The 21,938-nt window shown below is 61.9% G+C and carries 14 protein-coding genes, 3 tRNA genes and 1 pseudogene; 11 read left to right on the top strand and 7 right to left on the bottom strand.

Annotation, left to right across the window (positions count from 1 at the left end):
- Positions 1-77: 77 nt before the first annotated feature.
- The 11 genes from D0550_RS28315 (at position 78) to D0550_RS28365 (ending at position 12,130) form a co-directional block, all read left to right on the top strand.
- Positions 78-1,997: a polysaccharide biosynthesis protein gene (locus D0550_RS28315; RefSeq protein WP_206606594.1), complete on the top strand. Its 1,920-nt coding sequence runs from the start codon at positions 78-80 to the stop codon at positions 1,995-1,997.
- A 192-nt stretch (positions 1,998-2,189) separates the two neighbouring features.
- Positions 2,190-2,405 (top strand): PIN domain-containing protein, encoded by a 216-nt coding sequence (locus D0550_RS28320; RefSeq protein ID WP_116812562.1) that lies wholly within the window; start codon positions 2,190-2,192, stop codon positions 2,403-2,405.
- A 503-nt stretch (positions 2,406-2,908) separates the two neighbouring features.
- On the top strand, positions 2,909-4,243 hold the full coding sequence (locus tag D0550_RS28325; RefSeq protein WP_116812563.1) for a UDP-glucose dehydrogenase family protein: 1,335 nt from the start codon (positions 2,909-2,911) through the stop codon (positions 4,241-4,243).
- Positions 4,237-5,667: a mannose-1-phosphate guanylyltransferase/mannose-6-phosphate isomerase gene (locus D0550_RS28330; protein WP_116812564.1), complete on the top strand. Its 1,431-nt coding sequence runs from the start codon at positions 4,237-4,239 to the stop codon at positions 5,665-5,667. Before D0550_RS28325 ends, D0550_RS28330 begins: the two co-directional genes overlap by 7 nt.
- A 74-nt stretch (positions 5,668-5,741) precedes the next feature.
- Complete coding sequence (locus D0550_RS28335; protein WP_116812565.1) at positions 5,742-7,115, top strand: phosphohexomutase domain-containing protein; 1,374 nt, start codon at positions 5,742-5,744, stop codon at positions 7,113-7,115.
- Positions 7,116-7,279: 164 nt separating this feature from the next.
- Positions 7,280-9,799: a PAS domain S-box protein gene (locus tag D0550_RS28340; RefSeq protein WP_116812566.1), complete on the top strand. Its 2,520-nt coding sequence runs from the start codon at positions 7,280-7,282 to the stop codon at positions 9,797-9,799.
- Positions 9,796-10,242, top strand: a complete 447-nt coding sequence (locus tag D0550_RS28345) for a response regulator (RefSeq protein WP_116812567.1) — start codon at positions 9,796-9,798, stop codon at positions 10,240-10,242. The genes D0550_RS28340 and D0550_RS28345 overlap by 4 nt, the downstream gene beginning before the upstream one ends.
- Before the next feature lie 87 nt (positions 10,243-10,329).
- Positions 10,330-10,404, top strand: a tRNA-Val gene (locus D0550_RS28350).
- Positions 10,405-10,452: 48 nt separating this feature from the next.
- The gene (gene gltX, locus D0550_RS28355) at positions 10,453-11,856 is read left to right on the top strand and encodes a glutamate--tRNA ligase (RefSeq protein ID WP_116812586.1); all 1,404 of its coding nucleotides are present in this window, start codon (positions 10,453-10,455) and stop codon (positions 11,854-11,856) included.
- Between the two features lie 101 nt (positions 11,857-11,957).
- Positions 11,958-12,033 (top strand) — tRNA-Ala (locus tag D0550_RS28360).
- A 21-nt stretch (positions 12,034-12,054) separates the two neighbouring features.
- A tRNA-Glu gene (locus D0550_RS28365) sits at positions 12,055-12,130 on the top strand.
- A gap of 63 nt (positions 12,131-12,193) precedes the next feature.
- On the opposite strand, the gene D0550_RS28370 is transcribed toward D0550_RS28365, so the two are convergent.
- From D0550_RS28370 to D0550_RS28400, 7 genes and pseudogenes are all read right to left on the bottom strand, one after another.
- Entirely contained in the window at positions 12,194-12,799 is a 606-nt protein-coding gene (locus tag D0550_RS28370) for a HutD/Ves family protein (protein WP_161966109.1), read from the bottom strand.
- Positions 12,800-12,816: 17 nt separating this feature from the next.
- A complete protein-coding gene (locus D0550_RS28375; RefSeq protein WP_116812587.1) occupies positions 12,817-13,719 on the bottom strand; it encodes a glycosyltransferase family 2 protein in 903 nt (300 codons plus the stop codon).
- 104 nt (positions 13,720-13,823) lie between these two features.
- Positions 13,824-14,663 (bottom strand): glycosyltransferase family 2 protein, encoded by an 840-nt coding sequence (locus D0550_RS28380; protein ID WP_116812569.1) that lies wholly within the window; start codon positions 14,661-14,663, stop codon positions 13,824-13,826.
- Positions 14,664-14,728: 65 nt separating this feature from the next.
- Positions 14,729-15,760: a serine hydrolase domain-containing protein gene (locus D0550_RS37245; protein WP_479687849.1), complete on the bottom strand. Its 1,032-nt coding sequence runs from the start codon at positions 15,758-15,760 to the stop codon at positions 14,729-14,731.
- A gap of 426 nt (positions 15,761-16,186) precedes the next feature.
- A pseudogene (locus tag D0550_RS37250) lies at positions 16,187-17,332 on the bottom strand (serine hydrolase domain-containing protein); the annotation flags it as partial.
- Positions 17,333-17,423: 91 nt separating this feature from the next.
- Positions 17,424-20,426 carry a TonB-dependent receptor gene (locus tag D0550_RS28395; protein ID WP_116812570.1) on the bottom strand — a complete coding sequence of 1,001 codons (3,003 nt, stop codon included), beginning with the start codon at positions 20,424-20,426 and terminating at the stop codon, positions 17,424-17,426.
- Positions 20,427-20,456: 30 nt separating this feature from the next.
- Positions 20,457-21,929, bottom strand: a complete 1,473-nt coding sequence (locus D0550_RS28400; protein ID WP_206606596.1) for a transglutaminase-like domain-containing protein — start codon at positions 21,927-21,929, stop codon at positions 20,457-20,459.
- Positions 21,930-21,938: the final 9 nt, after the last annotated feature.

Here is a 21,938-nt window from a genome sequence, read left to right on the forward strand (position 1 = left end):
ACTCGCGCATGCGTTGCGCAAGCTGGCAATACAGGCGATGCATGAGGAATCTGTCCCGCTCTAAAAAGCGCCTCATCATGCTGACAGTGGATGTCATCGGCATCCCACTGGTCTTCTGCTTTGCATTGTCGCTTCGGCTCGGCACGCTGCGCCCCGATGCCATAGGCAACGAATGGATCTCGGCCACGCTGTTGTGGACCACGATCCCCGTGTTTCTACGTATGGGCTTGTATCAGGCTGCGCTGCGCTATCTCGGGCACCGGGCAGTACTGGCGGTCTTCACGGGAGTCACGGCGTCGGTTGCATTGCTGGCGGTGTCGTTACTCATTTGGCCGCAACCTTCGATTCCGCTGTCGGCGTTGCCGATTTATTGGGCGTTCGCGCTGCTGTATGTGGGCGGCACACGTTACGTTGCTCGCAGCGTACTCAACTATCGTTTCTATACCGGCGTGCCGAGAGTCGTGATTTACGGCGCGGGCGAAGCGGGGGAAATGCTCGCGACCGGTTTGTCTCAGGGCGGTAGTTACCAGCCGGTCGGATTTATCGACGATAACGTTGCCCTTCACGGCAATATCGTGCACGGGTTGGAAGTGTTTCCACGCTCGGCGCTGCCGAAAATGGTGAGCAACGAAGGCGTGCAGGCGGTGTTGCTGGCCTTGCCTTCGCTGTCGCGGCGGCGGCGTCAGGAAATCATCAAATCCATCGAGCCACTGTGCTTGATGGTGCAGACCGTTCCAGATCACAGCGACATTTTGTCCGGCACTGCCAGGGTCGAGGATCTGCGTGACGTCGATCCGGTCGACCTGCTCGGTCGTGATCCTGTTCCTCCCGATGCGCGGCTGCTCGATGCATGCATCCGTGGCAAGGTCGTGATGGTGACGGGTGCAGGCGGTTCGATTGGCGCAGAGTTGTGCCGCCAGATCCTGCGGCTGCAGCCCGTGCAACTGCTGCTGTTCGAGATCTCGGAGGTTGCGCTTTACAACATCGAGCGCGAGTTACGGTCGTTGCTTGCGCTCGAGAGCCTCACGGTCGATTTGGTCGCGTTGCTCGGCGACGTGAATCATCGCCAGCGTTTCACGGAGGTGCTGCAGCTCTACTCGGTGCAGAGCATTTATCACGCTGCCGCCTACAAACACGTTCCCATCGTCGAGCAGAACGTGATCGAAGGGATCAACAACAATGTGTTCGGCACCTGGAACGCGGCCGAGGCGGCGCTCGACAGCCGTGTGGAAACGTTTGTACTGGTCTCGACGGATAAGGCCGTAAACCCCATCAATGTCATGGGCGCGACCAAGCGCTTCGCCGAGCTGGTGCTGCAAGGACTGCAGACGCGCACCGGGCAGACGCGCTTTTGTATGGTTCGTTTCGGCAACGTGCTGGGCTCGTCCGGCTCGGTGGTGCCGTTATTTCGGGAGCAGATCGCGCGCGGTGGGCCGGTGACGGTCACCCATCCCGAGGTGATCCGTTATTTCATGACCATTCCCGAGGCGGCGCAGCTGGTGCTGCAAGCGGGCTCGATGGGGCAGGGCGGCGACCTGTTCGTGCTCGACATGGGTAAGCCGGTGCGCATTGCCGATCTCGCCAAACGCATCATCGGCTTGATGGGCATGACACTGCGTGACGATGACAATCCGGACGGAGACATTGAGATCGTCTACACCGGCCTGCGCCCCGCCGAGAAACTGTTCGAAGAGCTGCTCATCGGCACCAATGTCAGCGGCACCGAGCACTCGATGATCCTGCGAGCGACGGAGCATTCGTTGCCATGGAATCAACTCCAGCAAGTGCTCGATGAGATGTCACTGGCGCTGGGCCGCTTTGACTGCGCCAGGGCGCGCCAGCTGCTGATACAGACCGTAGCCGAGTACCGGCCGAGCGGGGACATTCAGGATCTGGTGTGGAGTCGCAAAACGGCCGGAGAATTGGCCAGCGTGACTACGCTTCAGGCAAGGCGGCCGCGCGTGGCCGCGCCGCCGCAAGGGCCGCTGGGTCACTGAGCACAACGGCGCGCTGCAAATATCGCGTGTTTCTGGGCGAAACCCCACTTATCTGCGCTATCAAACATCGGACCTGCAAGCATTCTTTGCACAGGACAAGGAATGTCCGCGTCCGGAACTCCCCACCGCCGGACGGCGCTCAAACCGCGGAGCACAGGATGTGCTCCGCGTCTTTGTGTTCGCGCTACCTATGTGAGCGAGATCGCTGCGTTGCCGGATCATGGATTCTGGGGTGAGCCCACGGCGGGCTACGCGCACCTTGCGTTCGGCCGCACGATGGCCAACACCAGCTCTCATCTGGCGGTGACCGATGGCTACCTCGCGACGCTGGCACTGATCCGCGGCGGGCGCCTGGTGACGTTGGATAAACAACTCGCCAGGATGTATGACAAGGTGGTGCTGGTCTGAATCGAATGGCGCCGCGAGCCGCTGTGGGCGGCGGCTCGCGGCGACCGAGTCGAGTGGTGTGACACGCGCACCTGGCCTTCCTGGCCGCAGCGGCGTGTGCACCCGTTCCTTCGTCCTGTTCTTATTGCGATCACTTTCCCTGTGCGCGTCGTTTCTCGAGCCGTGGGAGCAGCGCGATGGCGACTTTCGGGAAGAGTTGCGGGCCTGCTGATTCCGTAGCAGCTGTCTGCCGGTTGCCAACGTCCTGTCGGGTTCCGGCCGTTGCGTGCATCCCTGCACGCCCCGCGCTTCCCTAAACAGCTATTGCCTTCCGTGGCAAAGCTGCTGTTCCTAATAGATAAAGCGACAAAGCTCGACTTTCTCCCTCGCAAGCAGCTGAAATTTTTTCAAGTTATGGAACATTCTGGGGCACTGTCAGCGCCTGCCGACTGCTTTACCCCGACCGGCGCGTCCGTTAAGCTCGCCAGCCATTTTTCCTTTTAAGTCCAGCGAGTTATCCCCCCATGCGTTTGACTATTTTCGGCTCCGGTTATGTGGGCCTGGTGACCGGTGCCTGTCTGGCCGAGGTCGGCAACAACGTGCTGTGCGTGGACGTGGATGAGCGCAAGGTCGAGATGCTCAAGCGCGGCGAATCGCCGATCTACGAGCCGGGTCTGGATGACCTGTTGCGCAAGAATCTCGCGGCCGGCCGCCTCAATTTCACTACAGACGCGGTGGAAGGCGTCAAGCACGGTCTGTTTCAGTTCATCGCGGTCGGTACGCCGCCGGACGAGGACGGCTCGGCCGACCTGAAGTACGTGCTGGCGGTCGCCGAAACGATCGGCAAGAACATCGGCGAGTATCGGGTGGTGGTTACCAAGTCCACGGTGCCAGTGGGCACGGCCGACAAGGTGAAGGCCAAGATCAACTCGACTCTGCAGGCGCGGGGGGCGCAGGCGGAGTTCGACGTGGTGTCCAATCCGGAATTCCTCAAGGAAGGTGCCGCGATCAATGACTTCATGAAGCCGGATCGCATCGTGGTCGGTACCGACAATCCGCGCACCGCCGAGCTGCTCAAGGCGCTATACGATCCTTTCACCCGCAATCGCGAGCGCATGATCGTGATGGACGTGCGTTCCTCGGAGCTGACTAAGTACGCTGCCAACGCCATGCTTGCGACCAAGATCAGCTTCATGAACGAGCTTGCCAATCTGGCCGAGCGCATGGGCGCCGACATCGAGAAGGTGCGGCAGGGCATCGGCTCGGATCCGCGCATCGGCTATCACTTCATCTATCCCGGCATGGGCTATGGCGGCTCCTGTTTTCCGAAGGATGTGCAGGCGCTGTCGCGCAGCGCCGCCGATCACAAGTTCGACGCCGAGCTGCTCAATGCCGTCGAGGCGGTGAACAAGCGCCAGAAAGCGGTGCTGTTCGACAAGATGCGCGCGGTGTTCAACGACGATCTGGCCGGCAAGACGATTGCTTTGTGGGGCCTGGCGTTCAAGCCCAATACCGATGACATGCGCGAGGCGCCGAGTCGCACGCTGTTGGAATCCTTGTGGGCCGCCGGTGCGAAAGTGCGGGCCTACGACCCGGTGGCGCACGAAGAGGTGCATCGCATTTACGGCGAGCGCCCGGAGCTGCAGTTGGTGAAGTCGGCCAACGAGGCTCTGCAAGGTGCCGACGCGCTGGCGATCGCCACCGAATGGCAGGAGTTCCGCAGCCCCGATTTCGATCTGATTGCCTCGCAGCTCGCCAGGAAAGTGATTTTCGACGGCCGCAATCTGTATGACCCGGCCTTTGTGAAGCGTTTTGGATTGAAGTACTACGCCATTGGGCGAGGTGACAGCGTATGTTGATTCCCGTGATTCTTTCCGGCGGCTCGGGCACACGCCTGTGGCCGCTGTCGCGCGAGCTGTATCCGAAGCAGCTGCTGCCGCTGGTCGGCAAGGGCACCATGCTGCAGGAAACGCTGGCGCGAGTCGCTGGAGTCCAGGGGCTCGGTGCGCCGGTCGTGGTGTGCAACGAGAGCCATCGCTTTCTGGTCGCCGAGCAGATTCTCGAAGCGGGCATCAAGCCGCAGGCCATCGTGCTCGAGCCGGTGGGTCGGAACACCGCGCCCGCGGTGGCGGTCGCGGCCATGGCAGCGGTCGCCGATCTTCCCAAAGGAAACGACAGTGACCCGTTGTTGCTGATCCTGCCGGCGGATCATGTGATCCGCGACGTGAAGGCGTTCCGTGCCGCATTGGAGGTCGGCCGCAAGGCGGCTGCCGAAGGCAAGCTCGTGACGTTTGGCGTGGTGCCGAACAAGCCGGAAACCGGCTATGGCTATATCAAGCGCATCAATGGCGCGGGCCCTGCTTACGCCATCGACCGGTTCGTGGAAAAGCCCGACCTCGCCACGGCCCAGTCCTACGTCGAGTCGAAGGAATATTTCTGGAACAGCGGCATGTTCCTGTTCCGCGCGTCGGCCGTGCTCAACGAGCTGCGCGAGTTGTCGCCGAAAATTTATGAAGCGTGTGCGCAGGCCGTCACCGCCGCGAAGCGCGATCTGGATTTCACCCGTCTGCCCACCAAGGAGTTCAGTGGCTGCCCGAGCGACTCCTTCGACTATGCCGTGATGGAGAAGACCAAGCTCGGTGTGGTCGTGCCGCTGGATGCGGGCTGGAGCGATGTCGGTTCCTGGTCGGCGCTGCATGAAGCGATTCCGGCCGATGGCGACGGCAACGTCGTCCTGGGCGATGTGCTGACCGCCGACTCGAGCGGCAACTATCTGCATTCCACCAGCCGACTGGTCGCGGCCGTGGGCTTGAGCGATCACGTGGTGGTCGAGACCAAGGATGCAGTGCTGGTCGCGCCAAAGAATCGGGTGCAGGACGTGAAGGAGCTGGTCAATCAGCTGAAGAAGCAGGGCCGTTACGAGACGTCCTTGCATCGCGAAGTGTTTCGTCCGTGGGGCAGCTACGACAGCATCGACAACGGCCAGCGTTTCCAGGTGAAGCGCCTGTCGGTGAAGCCGGGCGCGTCGATGTCGTTGCAGTTGCATCATCACCGTGCCGAGCACTGGATCGTGGTGTCGGGCACGGCGCGGATCACACGCGGCGAGGAGGTGTTCCTGCTGGAAGAAAATCAGTCGACCTACATCCCGCTGGGCACCAAGCACCGCATCGAAAACCCGGGCAAGATTCCGCTGCACATCATCGAGGTGCAGTCGGGCGGCTACCTGGGCGAGGACGACATCGTGCGCTTCGAGGATCGCTACGGGCGCGAAGGCGAGAAATAGCTCGCTCGCCCGATCGGCCGCAGTCAGTAAACATTCAGCAATCGATTTTGAGATAGAGAGAAGGAACGCAGCGCATGTCCAACCCGTCTTCCGCCATCGTCGGCTTCAAGGCCTATGACTATCGTGGCCGGATCCCGACCGAGCTCAATCCCGAGGTGGCCTATCGCATCGGGCGAGCGTATGCGGAATTCTTGAAGCCCAAGCGCGTGATCGTGGGCCGGGACATTCGTAAGTCCAGCGAGGAGCTGTGCGCGGCGCTGACTCAGGGTCTGCTCGATTCGGGCGTGGATGTTTATGACATCGGTCTGTGCGGCACGGAGGTCGTGTACTTCGCGACCTTCAGTGAAGGCATGGATGGCGGCATCATGGTGACTGCAAGTCACAATCCGCCGGACTACAACGGCATGAAGTTCGTGCGCGAACAGTCGCGGCCGATCAGCGGCGACACGGGATTGAAAGACATCCAGCGCATCGCCGAGGCCAATAGCTACACAGCGCCGGTGCAGCAGGGCGCGCACCACACGCTCGATATCAGCAGGAAATATATCGATCACCTGCTGTCGTATCTGGATCACGCCAAGCTCAAGCCACTGAAGATCGTGGTGAATGCCGGCAATGGCGGCGCCGGCCTGATCGTCGATCAGCTCGAACCGCATCTGCCGTTCGAGTTCATCAAGATCAATCACGCGCCCGACGGCAGCTTCCCGAACGGCGTGCCCAACCCGATGCTGGAGCAGAATCGCGTCGCGACCATCGAAGCGATCAAACAGCACAAGGCCGACTGCGGCGTGGCCTGGGACGGCGACTACGATCGTTGTTTCCTGTTCGATGAGCACGGCAGTTTCATCGAGGGCTATTACATCGTCGGCCTGTTGGCGTCGGTGTTCCTGACGCAGGAGCAGGGCGCGCGCATCGTGCACGATCCGCGCTTGACCTGGGCGACGACCGACATGGTCGCCTCGCTCGGCGGCAAGGCCGTGATGTCCAAGTCGGGACACGCTTTCATGAAGGACGTGATGCGCCAGGCCGACGCGATCTACGGCGGCGAGATGAGCGCGCATCATTACTTCCGTCGCTTCGGCTATTGCGACACCGGGCAGATTCCGTGGCTGCTGGTGGCGCAGATCCTGTCGGACACCGGCAAATCACTGTCCCAACTCGTGGGCGAGCGCATCGCGAAGTTTCCCGCCAGCGGCGAGATCAATCGCAAAGTGGCCGACGCCAAGGCCACCATCGCCCGCGTGCAGCAGCACTATCAGCCCGGTTCCAGGGCCATCGACTTCACCGACGGTCTGTCGATCGAGTTCGACGACTGGCGTTTCAACCTGCGCTCGTCGAATACCGAGCCGTTGATCCGCTTGAACGTCGAAAGCCGCGGCAACGAGGCGCTGATGAAGGCTCGCACCGCAGAGTTGCTGCAGATGATCGGCGGCGAGGAAGCGCACTGATCGCACCCTGGCGCCCGCATCGATAGGGGCTCGAAGTCGCACGGCCGCTCGGGAAGTGCGACTTCGAACATTCTGCAGGCGCGCACGGCAGGTGTAGGCTCGTCCCATTCACGGGCGCGCGACAGCACCAACAACGGCACAGGCCGCGCCAGGGAGTATCGGCGGTGGCAACGCACCTTACGCGCGACGATTCGGCAACGAACGCACAGCTGCTCGATCTGCAGCGCGTCTTCGATCTGTCTCAGGATCTGATGTGCATGACCGACGCGCAGACGCGCTTTGTGCGCGTGAGTGCGTCGTCCGCGCGCATCCTGGGTTATCCGCCTGAAGAGCTGATCGGGCGCACCTTGCTCGATCTGGTTCATCCCAACGATCTGCAGTCCACGTTGCTCACGCACGAATCGGTGCTGCAAGGTGCGCAGGTCGTCGAGTTCGAGAATCGCTGTGTTCGCAAGGACGGCACGTCGGTCGAGCTGAGCTGGACGTCGACATGGATTGCCGGCCCCGATGGTGCGGGCGCGACGTATTCCGTCGCGAGAGATATCACAAATCGCAAGCGAGCCGAGCGACTGCGCGAGTCGCAACGTGAAGTGCTGCAGCTGATCGTCGCGGGCGCACCGCTCGGTGATGTGCTGCGTCGGATCTGCAGCATCATGGAAGTCTTCGATGCCGACGCCAAATGTGCCGTGACGGTGCTCGACGCGGCGGGAGCATGCGTGCGCTCCGCCTTCAGCCCGAGCCTGCCATCGCGATTCCTGTCTGTCGTCCAGGATACATTGCTCGGCATGCCGCACGGTGCATGCGCCAACGCGTTACGCAGCGGGCAGACGGCGACGTGTGCCGATATGACCAACGATCCGGAGTGGCAGGAGCTGGCCGCGCTCGGTGCGGAGCATGGCTTGCGGGCTTGCTGGTTCACGCCGGTGTTCGGGGCGCGCGGACGTTTGATTGCTGTCATAGCTGTCTATTACCCACATCCATACCAGCCGTCCGATCGCGAGCTGGTGCTGGTGCAGGCAGCGGTGAGTCTGGTGGCGCTGGCGATCGCGCATGCGCATGCGCAAACCCAGTTGAAAGAAAGCCTCACCCGCGTGGAACTGGCGCAGAGCATCGCGCGGCTGGGTTATTGGGAGCGCGATTTGTCGAGCGACAAGCTCAATGTCTATGGCGAGGCCAATGCGATCCTGGGCATTCCTGGGGAACGCACCATTGGCCTGGATGTATTTCTCGGTGTCGTGCTCGAAGCAGACCGGCCGGCGTTGATCGCTGCGTACGGTGAGGCGAATCGGGGTGATACATCAGGCGGACTGCAATTCCGCGTGCGTCATCCGGATGGATCGGTCCGCCACGTGCATGCCGAGCGCTGCGTGATTCGGGACGAGTCCGGCCGCGCAACTCATATCATTGGCACCATGCAGGACGTGACCGAGCGCAATCAGGCAGATCTGGAGCGGCAGCGTTATCTCAACCAGATGTCCGCGCTGGCGGACGCGGCCCGCAAAGTGAACTCGGTGCTCACGGTGGATGAGCTGTTGCAGATCATTACAGAAATTGCGCGCGATCTGGTCGGAGCCCATGTTGCCGTCAGTGTCTTGCAAGGTGCGGATGAGCCAACGGTCGAGTGCTGCAAGACATCGCATTCGGAAAAATATTCGTCGGTCGTGCCGGGTTCGTGGCTGCTGGAAGGCGAGGGCCAGCGAGCGGGCGGCGCGGCTGCGCATGTGACCCGGATTGACCGGTCCACAGCGGCGCGGGACATGGCGCTGGGCACGCAATGGCAGGCGTGTGGTTGCATCACGGTGTCGCTGGCGGCGGCCTCCGGTCGACGCATTGGTGTGCTGTGCGTGGCAGACAAGCAGAGCGGGGAGTTCGCTCCCAACGACGAGCGGGTGCTGGGTCAACTGGCCGATCTGGCCGCGGTCGGCTTGGAGAATGCGCGCCTGTACGCCGAACTCGAGGAACGTGTGAGAAAACGGACACAGGAGCTACAGGAGTCCAATAGGGAACTGGAAGCTTTCAGCTATTCCGTGTCTCATGATCTGCGGGGACCGTTGCGTGCCATAGCGGGGTTTACCGGCTTGCTGCGCGACCGGCATTACGAGACGATCGATGCGGACGGCCGCCGCTGCATCGATCGCGTACTGGCTGGTACGCAAAGAATGTCGAACTTGATCGATGACTTGCTGGAGCTGGGCCGGGTCACGCGGGTGGAAATCAGGCGGCGGCAGGTGGACCTGTCGGAGTATGCGCGCGCGACCCTGACGCGGCTTCGCGAAGCTTCCCCGGAGCGGGCAGCCGCGCTCGTCATCGAGCCGCAGCTGAGCGTGGCGGGGGATCCCGGGCTGCTCGCGATCGTGCTGGAGAATTTGCTGGACAACGCCTGGAAGTTCACGGCCAGCCGGCCCGTCGCGGAGATCCGCTTCGGCGCGGTGGCCGCGGCGGGTGACGAAAACGAGAGGACGTTCTTCGTGCAGGACAATGGCGTCGGGTTCGATCCGCGATATGCAGCGAACCTGTTCGGGGTGTTCCAACGTTTACATGCGGCCGGGGAGTTTCCCGGCACGGGCGTGGGCCTGGCGACAGTCCAGCGTATCGTGCAGCGGCATGGCGGGCGCATCTGGGCCGATGCGGCGGTCGATCGAGGGGCGACGATTTACTTCAGCATTGCCGAGGGGCCGCAATGAGCGAGCGCTACATCCTGCTGGTCGAGGACAACCCGGACGACGAGGAACTGACGCTGCTCAGCCTGCGCAAGAACAATCTGGCGCACGAGATCGTCGTGGTCCGCGACGGGGTGGAGGCAATCGAGTACCTGTTCGCCACCGGCCAGTACGCCAGTCGCGATGTGATGAATGCGCCCACGGTGATCCTGCTCGATCTGAAGCTGCCCAAGCTCGACGGGCTCGGTGTGCTGAAACGACTGCGTGCCGACGAGCGGACCCGCAATCTGCCGGTAGTGGTGCTCACGTCCTCCAGCCAGGACGCCGACGTGATCGCCAGCTACAACCTGGGCGCGAACAGCTATGTCCGCAAGCCGGTCGAATTCGGCGCCTTCGTCGAAGCGGTCAGCAGCCTGGGGCTGTACTGGGTGATGCTGAACCGGCCGCCGCCGGTGCATGTGGCCTGATCTGTGCGACTTGATTTGACCGCGCCCATCGTCATCCCTAAACTACGCGCCCCTTCAAACCACAAGACGGTTCGTCGGGCCGGCATCGGGCGGTTAGCTCAGCGGTAGAGCACTGCTTTCACACGGCAGGGGTCACAGGTTCAATCCCTGTACCGCCCACCACTCCCAACGATTCGGATGGAATCCCGGCCCTTGAACGTCAAGGGCGCCATGGCCATCCGAACTCGTTTTGCTCCCAGCCCCACCGGCATGCTGCATATCGGCGGCGTGCGAACCGCGCTGTTTTCCTGGTTGTATGCGCGCCGCCACGACGGCACGTTCATCCTGCGCATCGAAGACACCGATCGGGAACGGTCCACCGATGAGGCCACGCAAGTCATTCTGGATGGCATGCAGTGGCTCGGTCTGAATGCCGATGAAGGCCCGTTCTATCAGACCCGTCGCATGGATCGATATCGCGAGGTCATCGACCAGTTCCTCGCAGCCGGCAAGGCGTATCACTGCTACTGCTCGAAGGAAGAGCTGGAAGAGATGCGCAACCGTCAAATCGCGGCCAAGCAGAAGCCGCGCTACGACGGTACCTGCCGGCATCGCACCGAGCCGCGTCCCGGCGTGTCGCCTGTCGTGCGCTTCAAGAATCCCCTCGAAGGCAGCGTCGTGGTCGAAGACGCGATCCATGGCAATGTGGTGTTCGACAACATGGAGCTCGACGATCTGATCATCGCGCGCTCCGACGGCACGCCCACGTACAACTTCTGTGTCGTCGTCGACGACAGCGACATGAATTGCACGCACGTGATTCGTGGCGACGACCATCTCAACAACACGCCGCGCCAGATCAACATGCTCATGGCGCTGGGTGCCAAGATTCCCATGTATGCGCACGTGCCAATGATTCTTGGTCAGGACGGCGCGAAGCTGTCGAAGCGTCACGGCGCCGTCAGCGTGCTGCAGTATCGCGAGGAGGGCTTCCTGCCGGAGGCGTTGCTCAACTACCTGGTGCGCCTCGGCTGGTCGCATGGCGATCAGGAAGTCTTCTCAATGCAAGAGATGACCCAGTTGTTCGACATCAAGGACGTGAACAAGTCGGCCTCTGCGTTCAATCCCGACAAGCTGCTGTGGTTGAATCAGCAGCACATCATGCGCTCGACGCCGGAGCACCTGGCGAAGTATCTGAAGCCGCAGCTGGCAGCGCTCGGGGTGAATGTCACCGACGATCGCAAGCTGGCTGCCGTTGCCAAGTCTCAGCAGGAGCGGGCCAAGACGCTGAAAGAAATGGCGCAGAACAGCCGCTTCTTCTTCGAGGACGTGACCAGCTACGACGAGAAGGCCGCGAAGAAGAACCTCACGGCCGAAGCCGTTGCTCCGCTGAGCGCGGTGCTGGCGAAGCTGTCGGCGTTGTCCGAGTGGGTGGCCCCGGCATTGCACGATGCGGTCAACCAGACCGCCACCGAGCTGAGCCTCGGCATGGGCAAAGTCGCACAGCCGATTCGTGTGGCGGTGTCGGGCGGCACCGTGTCGCCGCCGATCGATGCCACGCTTGAAGTGCTGGGCCGCGAAGTCACGCTCGCGCGGCTGGAGCGGGCGCTGGCGTACGCGCGCGGGCAGGGGTGAGCGGGTCGATAAAACCCTCGCAAATACCGGCGATCAATAAAATTTCGTGAACGCTCCTTGACAGTCCGGTGCCGCTTCCCTACATTGCGCGCCTCTCGCGTGGGGCTATAGCTCAGCTGGGAGAGCGCTTGCATGGCATGCAAGAGGTCGCCGGTTCGATCCCGGCTAGCTCCACCAAGTTTCCGACGTCTTACCAACGTCCCCATCGTCTAGAGGCCTAGGACATTACCCTTTCACGGTAGTAACCGGGGTTCGAATCCCCGTGGGGACGCCATCTCTCTCGGACAGGTACAAAGAACCTGTACGAGCGAGCTGGCAGGGCCAGTAAGTCAGTCGGTTAAATCCAGCAGGAGCTCGCAGTCGCGAGCTCCTCGAATAACTCGATGAGAATGATTGTCGTGGGCTGAGTTGCGCTCAGCTCGATCGGCGACGTCTCGCCCTCAAAAACGACGCAGTCCTCAGATCCCAACTGGGCGGTTGCTCCGTCCACCTCGCATTGCAGGTCGCCACGCTGGCAGAACACGAGGGTGGTGGTCGCAGTCGCGTGCAGGTGTTGCCGAGCCTCGATCGAGAGGCGTTTCACTGCATGCTGAAAGCGGCCTCGGCGAGTCATCACATTGAGATCGACGGTACTGCCGGCCACCAGCGTCGCGCTCGCGGCGGCTTCGCCCGCGAACGTGTAGGGCGCAGAGGTATCGAGCAACAGCTCGGGCGCGCCATCCGCAAGCTGCAGGCGAATGCCTGCGCCGTGAATCACACACAACGTCCGCTCGATTCCATTGAACGTGGAGAACGGTGCATCGCTCGCAATGGTCGCCAGGCTGATTCGCCAGTCGAGCGCGTCCAAGGTCGCGCCGGCAGGGGATGCCAGGATTTCTCGAGTTTCGCCGCCACCGTTTTTCCACGGCATGCGGCGATAGTCGGTGGCGCGAAGCAGTCGCATGCCTCGATGATAGGGCATCAAGCCGCGGTTCGGCGGTACTGCGACTGCCCGAACGTTTCGACGACGACGTCGTCCGCGATATTGGTGATGAAGTGGCTGGGTGGCTGCGGTGTGTTGAGGATGCCGTACTCAGTCCAGGTGGCGCGATTCCCTTTGGTCTCGGCGCGAATCTGCTTGTTACGTTCGCGGCTGCGTTCGGTCTTGTACGGCCGGTCGTGGTTGATGTGCACGCAGATCGCCGAGTAACGAATCTGCACCCCCTTGATACCCGCATTGGTCAGGCGTTCGCCAAACTCACGATCCTGCGCCCAGTACGCCATGCGCTCGTCGTGGCCATTCACCTTGAGCAGATCGGTACGCCAGCACGAGGAGTTGTGCCCGTTCCAGGTCGGGCGAGTCGGCGTCATGGCATTCATGAGCTTGGCGTGCCAACCGCGGGCGCGCAGTTTGCCCAATTTGGCTGAACGGGGCGTGCCGTTCGCGAGCAGCCACTGCGGGCTGGTTGCGTGGCCATTGAAGATGACTTCCGGCGTGAGTTGCTTGCTGGTTTGGTCAGTCAGCTTGAAATAGCCGCCGGACAGGAAGCGGCCAGGGCGTGCGAGCAATGCGTGAGTCGCGACGAAGTCGGCGCGAGGTACACAATCGCCGTCCGAAAAGATCAGATAGTCCGCAGCGGTCGCGAGCGCGGCCTGATTCAGAATGCGACATTTGCGAAAGCCAGCGTCTGGCTGCCACACGCGTCGAATGTTGAGTCCATAGGCGTGTGCCGCTTGTTCGACGACCTCTCTGGTGGCGGCGCTCGAACCGTCATCGGCGACGATGATCTCGAACTCGGCGCCGCGTTGGGCCGCGTAGCCGGTGAGCGTTGGGGCCAGCCTGTCCGGCGCGTTGTAGGTACTCAGGATGACAGCAATTCGCAACGTCGAGCTCCTTCGCATTGTGGGCTGAAGGGTGCCGACGCGAAATGACGGCCAGGGGACGTTTGTGAGAAGACTGGATTGAGGTTCGATGACAGTTCGGGTGGCTACGGCTCCAGGCCGTGTTTTCTCAGCAGCTCGGCGGCAAGCGTGAAGGAGCTGGGATCCGCATCGAGCTCGTAATAGCGCAGCCGTTTGTAAACGGCATATGACGCGGCGGTCTGCGCCACGATGTAACCTCGCCAGCCGTCCAGAATCGCCAATCGCAATAAGTAATCTTTTAGAAATGTGGTCACGAAGACCAGCGGACACAGCCACATCCGCACCTGGCGGCCCCGATCGCGCCAGTCCTGGGCACGCAGCTCCGTATAACGAAGCATCTTGATGTGACGATGCACCAAGGTCGGGTTGTGATCGTGGAGCAATCGTTCGCGAAAGGAGGTGACAGGGCCATCGAATCGCAACGACTCGTGCACTCTCGCGTCGGTCCAGCGAGCGCGCTCGCGATGATAGAGCCGGGCAATGCGCTCTCGACTCATGGGCCGATACCAGCGCATGGCGCGACCCATGAATCGGGTCGCGCGTCGGAAATATGCGCCGGCGCATGCAGAGGCCATGATCGAGGGCAGGCGTTGTTCGAGCTCGGCGGCCAGCGCCGGCGAGAGTTGCTCGTCGCCGTCGAGCACCAGAATCCATTCATGTTTCGCCACGCCGGTCGCGAAATTGCGTTGTGGGCCGAAGCCGAGCCAATCCTGGTGCACGACTCGCGCGCCATGCGCGGCAGCGATCTCAGGCGTGCCATCGGTGCTACCTGAATCGACGACGACCTTGTCGGCCGCGAACGGTACGCTGTCCAGGCAGCGCCCGATCATGCGGGCTTCGTTCTTGGCGATGACGACGAGAGTGATGGGCAGCAAGGCAGGCCTGAGCGGTGGCGTGACTGGCATGCAAACTAATTCGTGTGCATGACAGCTGCGTGAAAGCTTGCCGCGCTCACGCTGTCATCTTGCTGTCACTTCAATACCAGGTTGGCGATGGCGCGAGCCGTCTGATACGGCTCCGGCTCGTTGCGATTGGTCAGTAGCACGATGGTGAAGCGCTGCTCCGGATAGCGAATGATCACGTTGCGAAAGCCCACGGTCTCGCCCGAGTGCCACAGCGTTCTGCCGCCGATCGCCTCTTGGGTGATGCGCCAGCCCATGCCATAACGAACGGTGGGATCATCCGTATCGCTGATTGGCGTGAAAGCGAGCGCACGGGAGGTGGCGTTCAGCAGTCGATCGTCGTACAGCGCCGCGTCCCACTTGGCGAGATCGTCGATCGAGGAATAGATGCCACCATCGCCCAGCACGGCGCTGGTCTGGCTCTGATCGGTTCGGGTCCAGCTCCTTTGCTCCTCGCTGTAGCCAAAGGCGCGCCGCTTCACGGTCGAGATGCCGTCCTCGTACGCAACCGTGTTGGTCATGCCGAGCGGTGCGAAGATGCGTTGCTCGAGGAAGGTCGCGAAGTCCTTGCCCGACGCTTTGCCGACAATCAGTGCCAGCAGTGCATAACCGCTGTTGCTGTATCGATAGCCCGTGCCAGGCGGGAAGTAAGTGCGGTTCTGGGTCTGGAGAATCGCGAGTACGTCCGCATCACGCAATTGCCGCGTCAGCTCCGGCGGTATCACATCTTCGTAATCGATGAGCCCGGATCTGTGGGACAGGACCTGGCGAATCGTCATGGACGCGGCGACGTCGGGCAGGCTCGGAAACCATTTGCGTAAAGAGTCGTCGAGGTGGAGCTTGCGCTCTTCGGCGAGCAGTAGGATGGCTGCAGCGGTGAACTGCTTGCTTACCGAGGCGAGGCGGTAATTGGTATCAGGCGCGGCGGCCGTGCGTTGTTCGAGATTGGAGAAGCCGTAACCACGACGCACGACAGGGTTGCCATCGCGCACGATCAAGAGCGAGGCGCCGGGGCCCGGGCCGTCATAGCGGCTCATCAATTGATCGATTTGAGTTTGCATGTCGAGCTCCGGACAGTCGGCGACGCGCGTGAACGCCAGATCTTCGAAGTCATAGCTGAAATCCGCATTCGGATCCACTTTGCGCAGGGTCAGCGTGGTCACCTGCGGGCGCTGGTGTGCGTGGCTGGCGGCAAAGTCCAGCCACGCCTCGGTGTCGATGTCGTCCTGATCCCAATCGACCAGCAGGCCGCTGCGCTCGACCCGCATCAGCTTGCCGGTGAGCTGCGGCGATTTGGCCGACGCGAAGACGATCGCGCCACCCTGACTGCAAATCGAAACATCGCCGAACCAGGGATCGCGATAGATGCCCAGCCAGGGGCGCATGCTGTCCAGCGGCGCGGGAATTCGCGACGACGTGTCGGGTAGTTTGGTGCTCGTGGTCGCAGCGTCGCGCTCCAGTTCGCCGGCATACCACTCGATGGAATTGAGCTTGTCTGGCGCGACGATCAGCTTGGCCAGCGCGGTGTTCAGCACCGTGCGCGCTTTCGAGCCGTCACCATTGATCATGAACACGAAGCCGGCCTTTTTGTCCGGAAACAAGTTCACGGCGGAATACATGCCTGCGAGCGTGCCGGTGTGAGCCACTCTCCATGCGCCATCGACGTCGGACAAGCGCCACCCATAGCCATAGGCATTGATGTGGCTGCCGTCCCAGGCGCGCTGTCTTTGCGAAAGCGTCATCGGGGTATGTGCGCTCCACAGAATTTTGCGCTGACTTAAAGAGAGCCACGTCGCGCCTGTCGTGGTCTTCAACTCATCGCCGAGCCACAGGCGCATCCAGGTGAGCATGTCGTTCAGGCTGCAGCGAATACCGCCGGCGGCCGCGGCGGTATCGACGGGAATGCGCGTGCCGTCCGCTCGAATCGGCACATTGCCGTCGCCTTGTCGCATGTGAGGCTGAGCGACGTTGCCGATTGCGTCGCGCTCCCATGGGCCGAGCTGACAGCGTGTCATGCCGAGCGGTTCGAAGATCTCACGACGCATCAGTTCTTCGTAACTCGCGCCACCGGCGGCTGCGGCAACTTCTCCGGCGACGACGTACATCAGATTGTCGTAAGCGTATTGCGAGCGAAAGCTCTGCTGCGGCTTGAGGTGAGCGAGGCCGGCGAGGATGTCCGCGCGTGTGAAGTTGTTCGGCTCTGGCCAGAGCATCAAGTCGCCGGCGCCCTCGCGCAGCCCGGTGTTGTGAATCAGCAGATCGCGCACCTGGATCTGCTGCGTGACCCAGGGGTCGTACATTTTGAAATCGGGCAGATGGCGAGTGACCGGATCCTCCCAGCGCAGTTTGCCGGCGTCGACCAGGCGGGCGAGCAAGGCAGTGGTCATCGCTTTGCTGTTGGAGGCGATCTTGAACAGCGTGTCGTTGTCGATGGTTTGATGGGCTCCAGCCACGAGCTCGCCAGCAGTGCGGGTGTAGACGACGTTGCCATCGACGATGACGCCCATGGCCATGCCGGGCAAGTGATAGCGGGTCATCACGTCGTCGAAGATGCGATCGAGCGATGCAGGCTGGCTCTGCGCGGCCACGGGTGTCTGCGTCGTTGGGCGAGATGAGCATGCGCCTAGTGACGTGAGCGAGGCGACAAACAGCACAGCAAGCAGGCGGGGCATGGCGATGGCGCTGGGGTTTCTAAGCAATACAAAAGGCGGCCCGCTTCGAGTGCGGGCCGCCAACCATGGCAAAGCATGCCGCTGCGACGGCTCAGAAGTCGAGCTTCAAGGTCAGGAAGGCATAGCGCGGGGCCTGATAGCCGGTGCCGAAGCCGTAGAACTGATTGCGATCCACGCCCGTCGATCCCAGCTCCTCATCGACTTCCATGACACGCTGCTGATTCAGCAGGTTGTACACTGCGAGGGTGACTTTGAGGTTCGCCGCCGAGAATGCGTGCCGGTAGGTCACATTCGCGCCGAGATCGAAGATCCACGGCGTCCTGCCGGCCGAGCCGCGCGGGCGCTGCTCGAACTGACCGGTGTCGTCGTTGAAGACATAGAAGCTGAAGAAGCAGGTGTCGTCATACGGATTGCATTCGCCGGTGGCATTGATGGGGCGTCCCGATTGCGCCGTGAGTGTGCCGCCTACCTCCCAATGCTCGCCCAGCGCATAGGAGCCTCGCACCTTGAGCTGATGGCGATGGTCGTTGGGCAGATAGCCGTAGGAGCCATAGTTCACCCAGGGATTGTCGAAAGCCTCGGTGCGCCCCGTGTCGCCGAAGTCGGTATCCGAGTTGATCGGGCCCTCGGCATTGCCCTTGGAATAGGACAGCGTGTACACGGCATTGAACGACCACTGATCGTCCCATGCACGATCGATCATGAACTCGATGGCTTTGTAGTTGCGCTTCGGCTTGGAGTAACCGACCTCGCCAACGTAGTTGCCATCGTCGTCATACATGGCCCAACCGGCGCGGCTGGTGTCGATGGTCACCCAGCCGTCGCTCTCGCCATCGCAGTTGGTGTCGGAATAGATGGTCACCGGACGGCCGGGATTGGCCATCACATAACCCGCCTCGACCGGCTCGCCGCCGCAGATGATGCCGGTGGAGGTGATTTCCATATCGTCGATGGCGTTGTTGAGCTTGCGATAGATGCCGCGCACGCCCCACGACCACTTGTCGTCGATCATGGACTGGAAGCCCAGGATCAGCTCGTCCTGATACACCGGATCCATGTCGGCATCGACTTCACCGCGCAGATCGCCGACCGTGCCGTCGCCTTGGGAGTCGTCGACGGCGAACTGCGCGCCGAGGATGGGTCGCTGCTTGGTCGCGCCGTTGTAGTCGAAGCTCTCCAGGCCGCCGAAGTAATAGTAGACGCGGCGATCGAGGAAGCCGCCAGCCTGTTTGATGTTGATGACGTTCGCCACCGGCAGGAAGTAACGTCCTGCGTTGCCGAAGAGCTTGCTGCGGCTATCGCCTTTCACGTCCCACGAGAAGCCGAAGCGAGGCGCGACCATGTTGTCCATCTTGATATAGGAGTCGCCGTCGGAGTTCTTGTTGTCGAACGCCTCGACCCGCAGGCCGGCGTTCAGCAACAGGCTGGGCGTGACCTGCCAGTTGTCTTCGAGGTAATACGCCGAGTTGAGGGTCTCGAACTCGCCGTCCACTTCGTTCTGACGGGTACGGACGTACTCGGTGCCGCTGGGCAGGGCGACGCCTTCAATGGTGGTGGGGGCGTTTGTCCTGTAGATCTCGTACAGCAACCGATCCGGTCCAGGGTAGTACTGCTCGTACTGCGAGGTGTTTGTCTCGTGATCCAGGCCGAAGCGCAGCTGATGCGCGCCAAGCACCCACTCGAAATCCAAGCGTGCGGCTTCGCGAGTATCGTCGCGCGCGGTGACGCTGCCTGATTCCGTGCAGCCCAGGTCGCGGGCGGGAGTGACGCGCTGGTTTCGCACGCGGTTGCATTCCAGATCGTTCTGACTGAAGCGGGAGAATTCTCGATTGTTCTCTCCGTACAGCGCCTTCGCGGAGAAGTTGTCAGTGAGATAGGCCGTGTACGTCGCCGACCAGTTCAAACCGCCGTTGTTGGTGTAGCGCGTCTGCTGGTACGGGCCCTGACCGCCGGAGACAAAGTCGAAGCTGTAGGCATTGCGCACCTCTTCGTTCTCATCCGAGAACGCCAGCAGCTCGAGCAGATTCTTGTCATTGATCTGCCAGTCGATCTTCGCACCCCAGAAACCGCTGTCCTCTTTGGCCTTGTACAAGGTGCCGCCCGCATCGTTGGTGTTTTCGGGCTGGTAGTCCCGGGCTTCATACAACGCAAAGAAGAACAGCTTGTCTTTGACGATGGGGCCGGAGGCGTAGAACGTGGCGCTGGTGCTGTCGTACTGATCGTAGGAGCCGATGATGCGCTGGGTGCCGTCCGGATTGTAACGATCCTTCTTGCTGCTCTGGAGCGAGTGCGGTTTCCAGGCCACTTCCGTGCCGTACTCGAATTCGTTCGTGCCCGAGCGCGTCACGGCGTTGATGACACCGCCGGTGGTGCGGCCGAACTCCACGGAGTAACCGCCGGTCTTGACCTGGAACTCCTTGTAGAACGCATACGGCACCGAGGAGGAGCCGACCCGGTTATAGAAGTCCGTGACATTGAGGCCGTTGATATAAATCGTGTTCTCGGCGATCGAGGAGCCGCCGAAGGAAACGCCGCAGTTGCCACCCGAGCACAGGCCTGCGTCGCCCTTGGACAGGCCGGGCGCGAGCAGTGCGACGGATTGAATGTCGCGATCCACTGGCAGGCGCTCGAGGTCTTCGCGGGTCAGATTCGTCGCGGACTCGGTCGATCTCACATCGACAGCGCGCACGACGCGCGTGCCGACGACGAAAACTTCCTCGAGGTTGCTGATGTTCACGGTCACATCGGCGGTCGTTGCCGTACCGAGGCCCACGGTGACCTCAGCAAGCTTGCCGAGCGTGGCGCCATTACGCGTGCCTTCGACGATGTACTTGCCGACGGGCAGGAAGGGGAAGCGATAGGAGCCATCCGACTCCGCTTTGACGGTGCGTGTGAATCCCGTCTCGGGATTGCGCACCGTGATCGAGATCCCGTCGAGCGAGCTCTGGTCGCTCGCGGTGATCCTGCCTACCAGCGAGCCGTCATTGCTCGCGGCGTACGAGATTTGTAACGGCAGCGCTGCCACAGCAGCCGCGCTCACTCCCACTCGCAGCGCGACCTTGAGCGCCGACCTGAGCGATAGGTTCCTCTTCATACACCCTCCCGGCCAGTGTTATCGTTTAAATCAATTCGCCCCTGGGCTCTGTAGCAGCGTTGCCTTGAAGTCGTAGTCCCAGCGATCGAAATAGAGATTGCCGCCGCGCCACTCCACCTCGCCCCGTTGCAGGTCGATGGTTTCGGAGCGGAAATGCTGTTTGGCGGGCACGAAGGGCTGGCTGTAGTCGTCATTGAAGACGACGCGGTAGGCGTCGAAGGAGCCAAGATAGAAGTTATCGAGCGCCGCATCGCCGGAGTCGAAGCGGCCGAAAGTCACATCCATCGGCACCCAGCCATACGGCGCCAGATACAGCCATCCCCAGTCGTGCATGTTGTTGTAGGTGCCATCGGAGAAGATCCAGCCCGATTGCCAGCGAGCCGGAATGCCATTCAGGCGCAGCAGGGTCATGAGCAGCAATGTCTGTTGGCCGCAATCGGCGTGGCCTGCGCGCAGCGCGTAGTCGCTGATGTTGGTGATCGTCGAATACTCGAGCGCGCCGGCCCAGGGAATGCGATCGACAGCGGCGAATAGCAGCTGTGCGATTCGATACGGATTCTTTTCATCGCCAACCACTGCGCGAGAGAACTTGCGCATCTCGTCGGTGAACACGATGTGAGGCGGGCGTTCACCCAGGTAGGGAACCAACGCGGCCGCAGGCGCGGTAGGCACTACCTTTTCGGGATCGATCTGTTTGTGCTGACCGAAGATGGTCAGCTCGTAAGTGACGGAGAAGGTCGTGGGCTTCGCAGCGACGGCAGTTTGCTCGAAATACACAGTACGCTGCAGGGCGGACTCCGGCGCGAGCTGATGCTTGTCCGGCGAGCTGCTGACGAATCGAATGTTTTCCTGCTGGCCTCGAAGCTGTCGTGGATAGGGAATCCATGCCCGAACCGTTTCGCCGGCGGGGACCGCATCCGCATCGACCGTGAGGGACTGAGTGATGCGTACGCGGCGGGGCGCGACGGCACTGTGGCCAGTCGCTTTGGCCTGTTCGAGCACCTCTTTGTGATGAGCGTGCGGCCGCTCGAGCGGGCTGTCATTGAATGGCGCGGGATTCGCTCTACGATCGCGAGCTTCCGCGCTCAGTCGAAACAGATTGGAGGGCGCCCGGTTGAAGTACTTCTTCTGGCCATCGATCACGCGCGCTTCGAGCAGGCCCGCGTTGTCCCATCTGGCGAACTCGGCGTCCGTGAGATCCGGGATCTGTTTGCGCACACGCGCCTGGGCATCGGCAGGCGTCAGTGCGAAATCGAGCAGGATGCGTCGCATGCGTTCGCGTTGGAACTCATAGGCGCTGCGTTGCTCGGCAGAAAGAGAGGAGGAGCGGAGCGCATCGTCGATGACCTTGTGGGCGTCGGCGAACTTGCCCGCATCTACCAGCTGGACAACCGATGTTACATTCGACGATGCCGCGACAGGGGCGGCTGCAAGTGCGGTGACGGGACAAACAATCGCGGCGAATGAGGCCACCCACCCGGCGAGCAGCGAGCGTCGAGCCACGAGCAGGCG

This window comes from Steroidobacter cummioxidans (genome assembly GCF_003104955.1).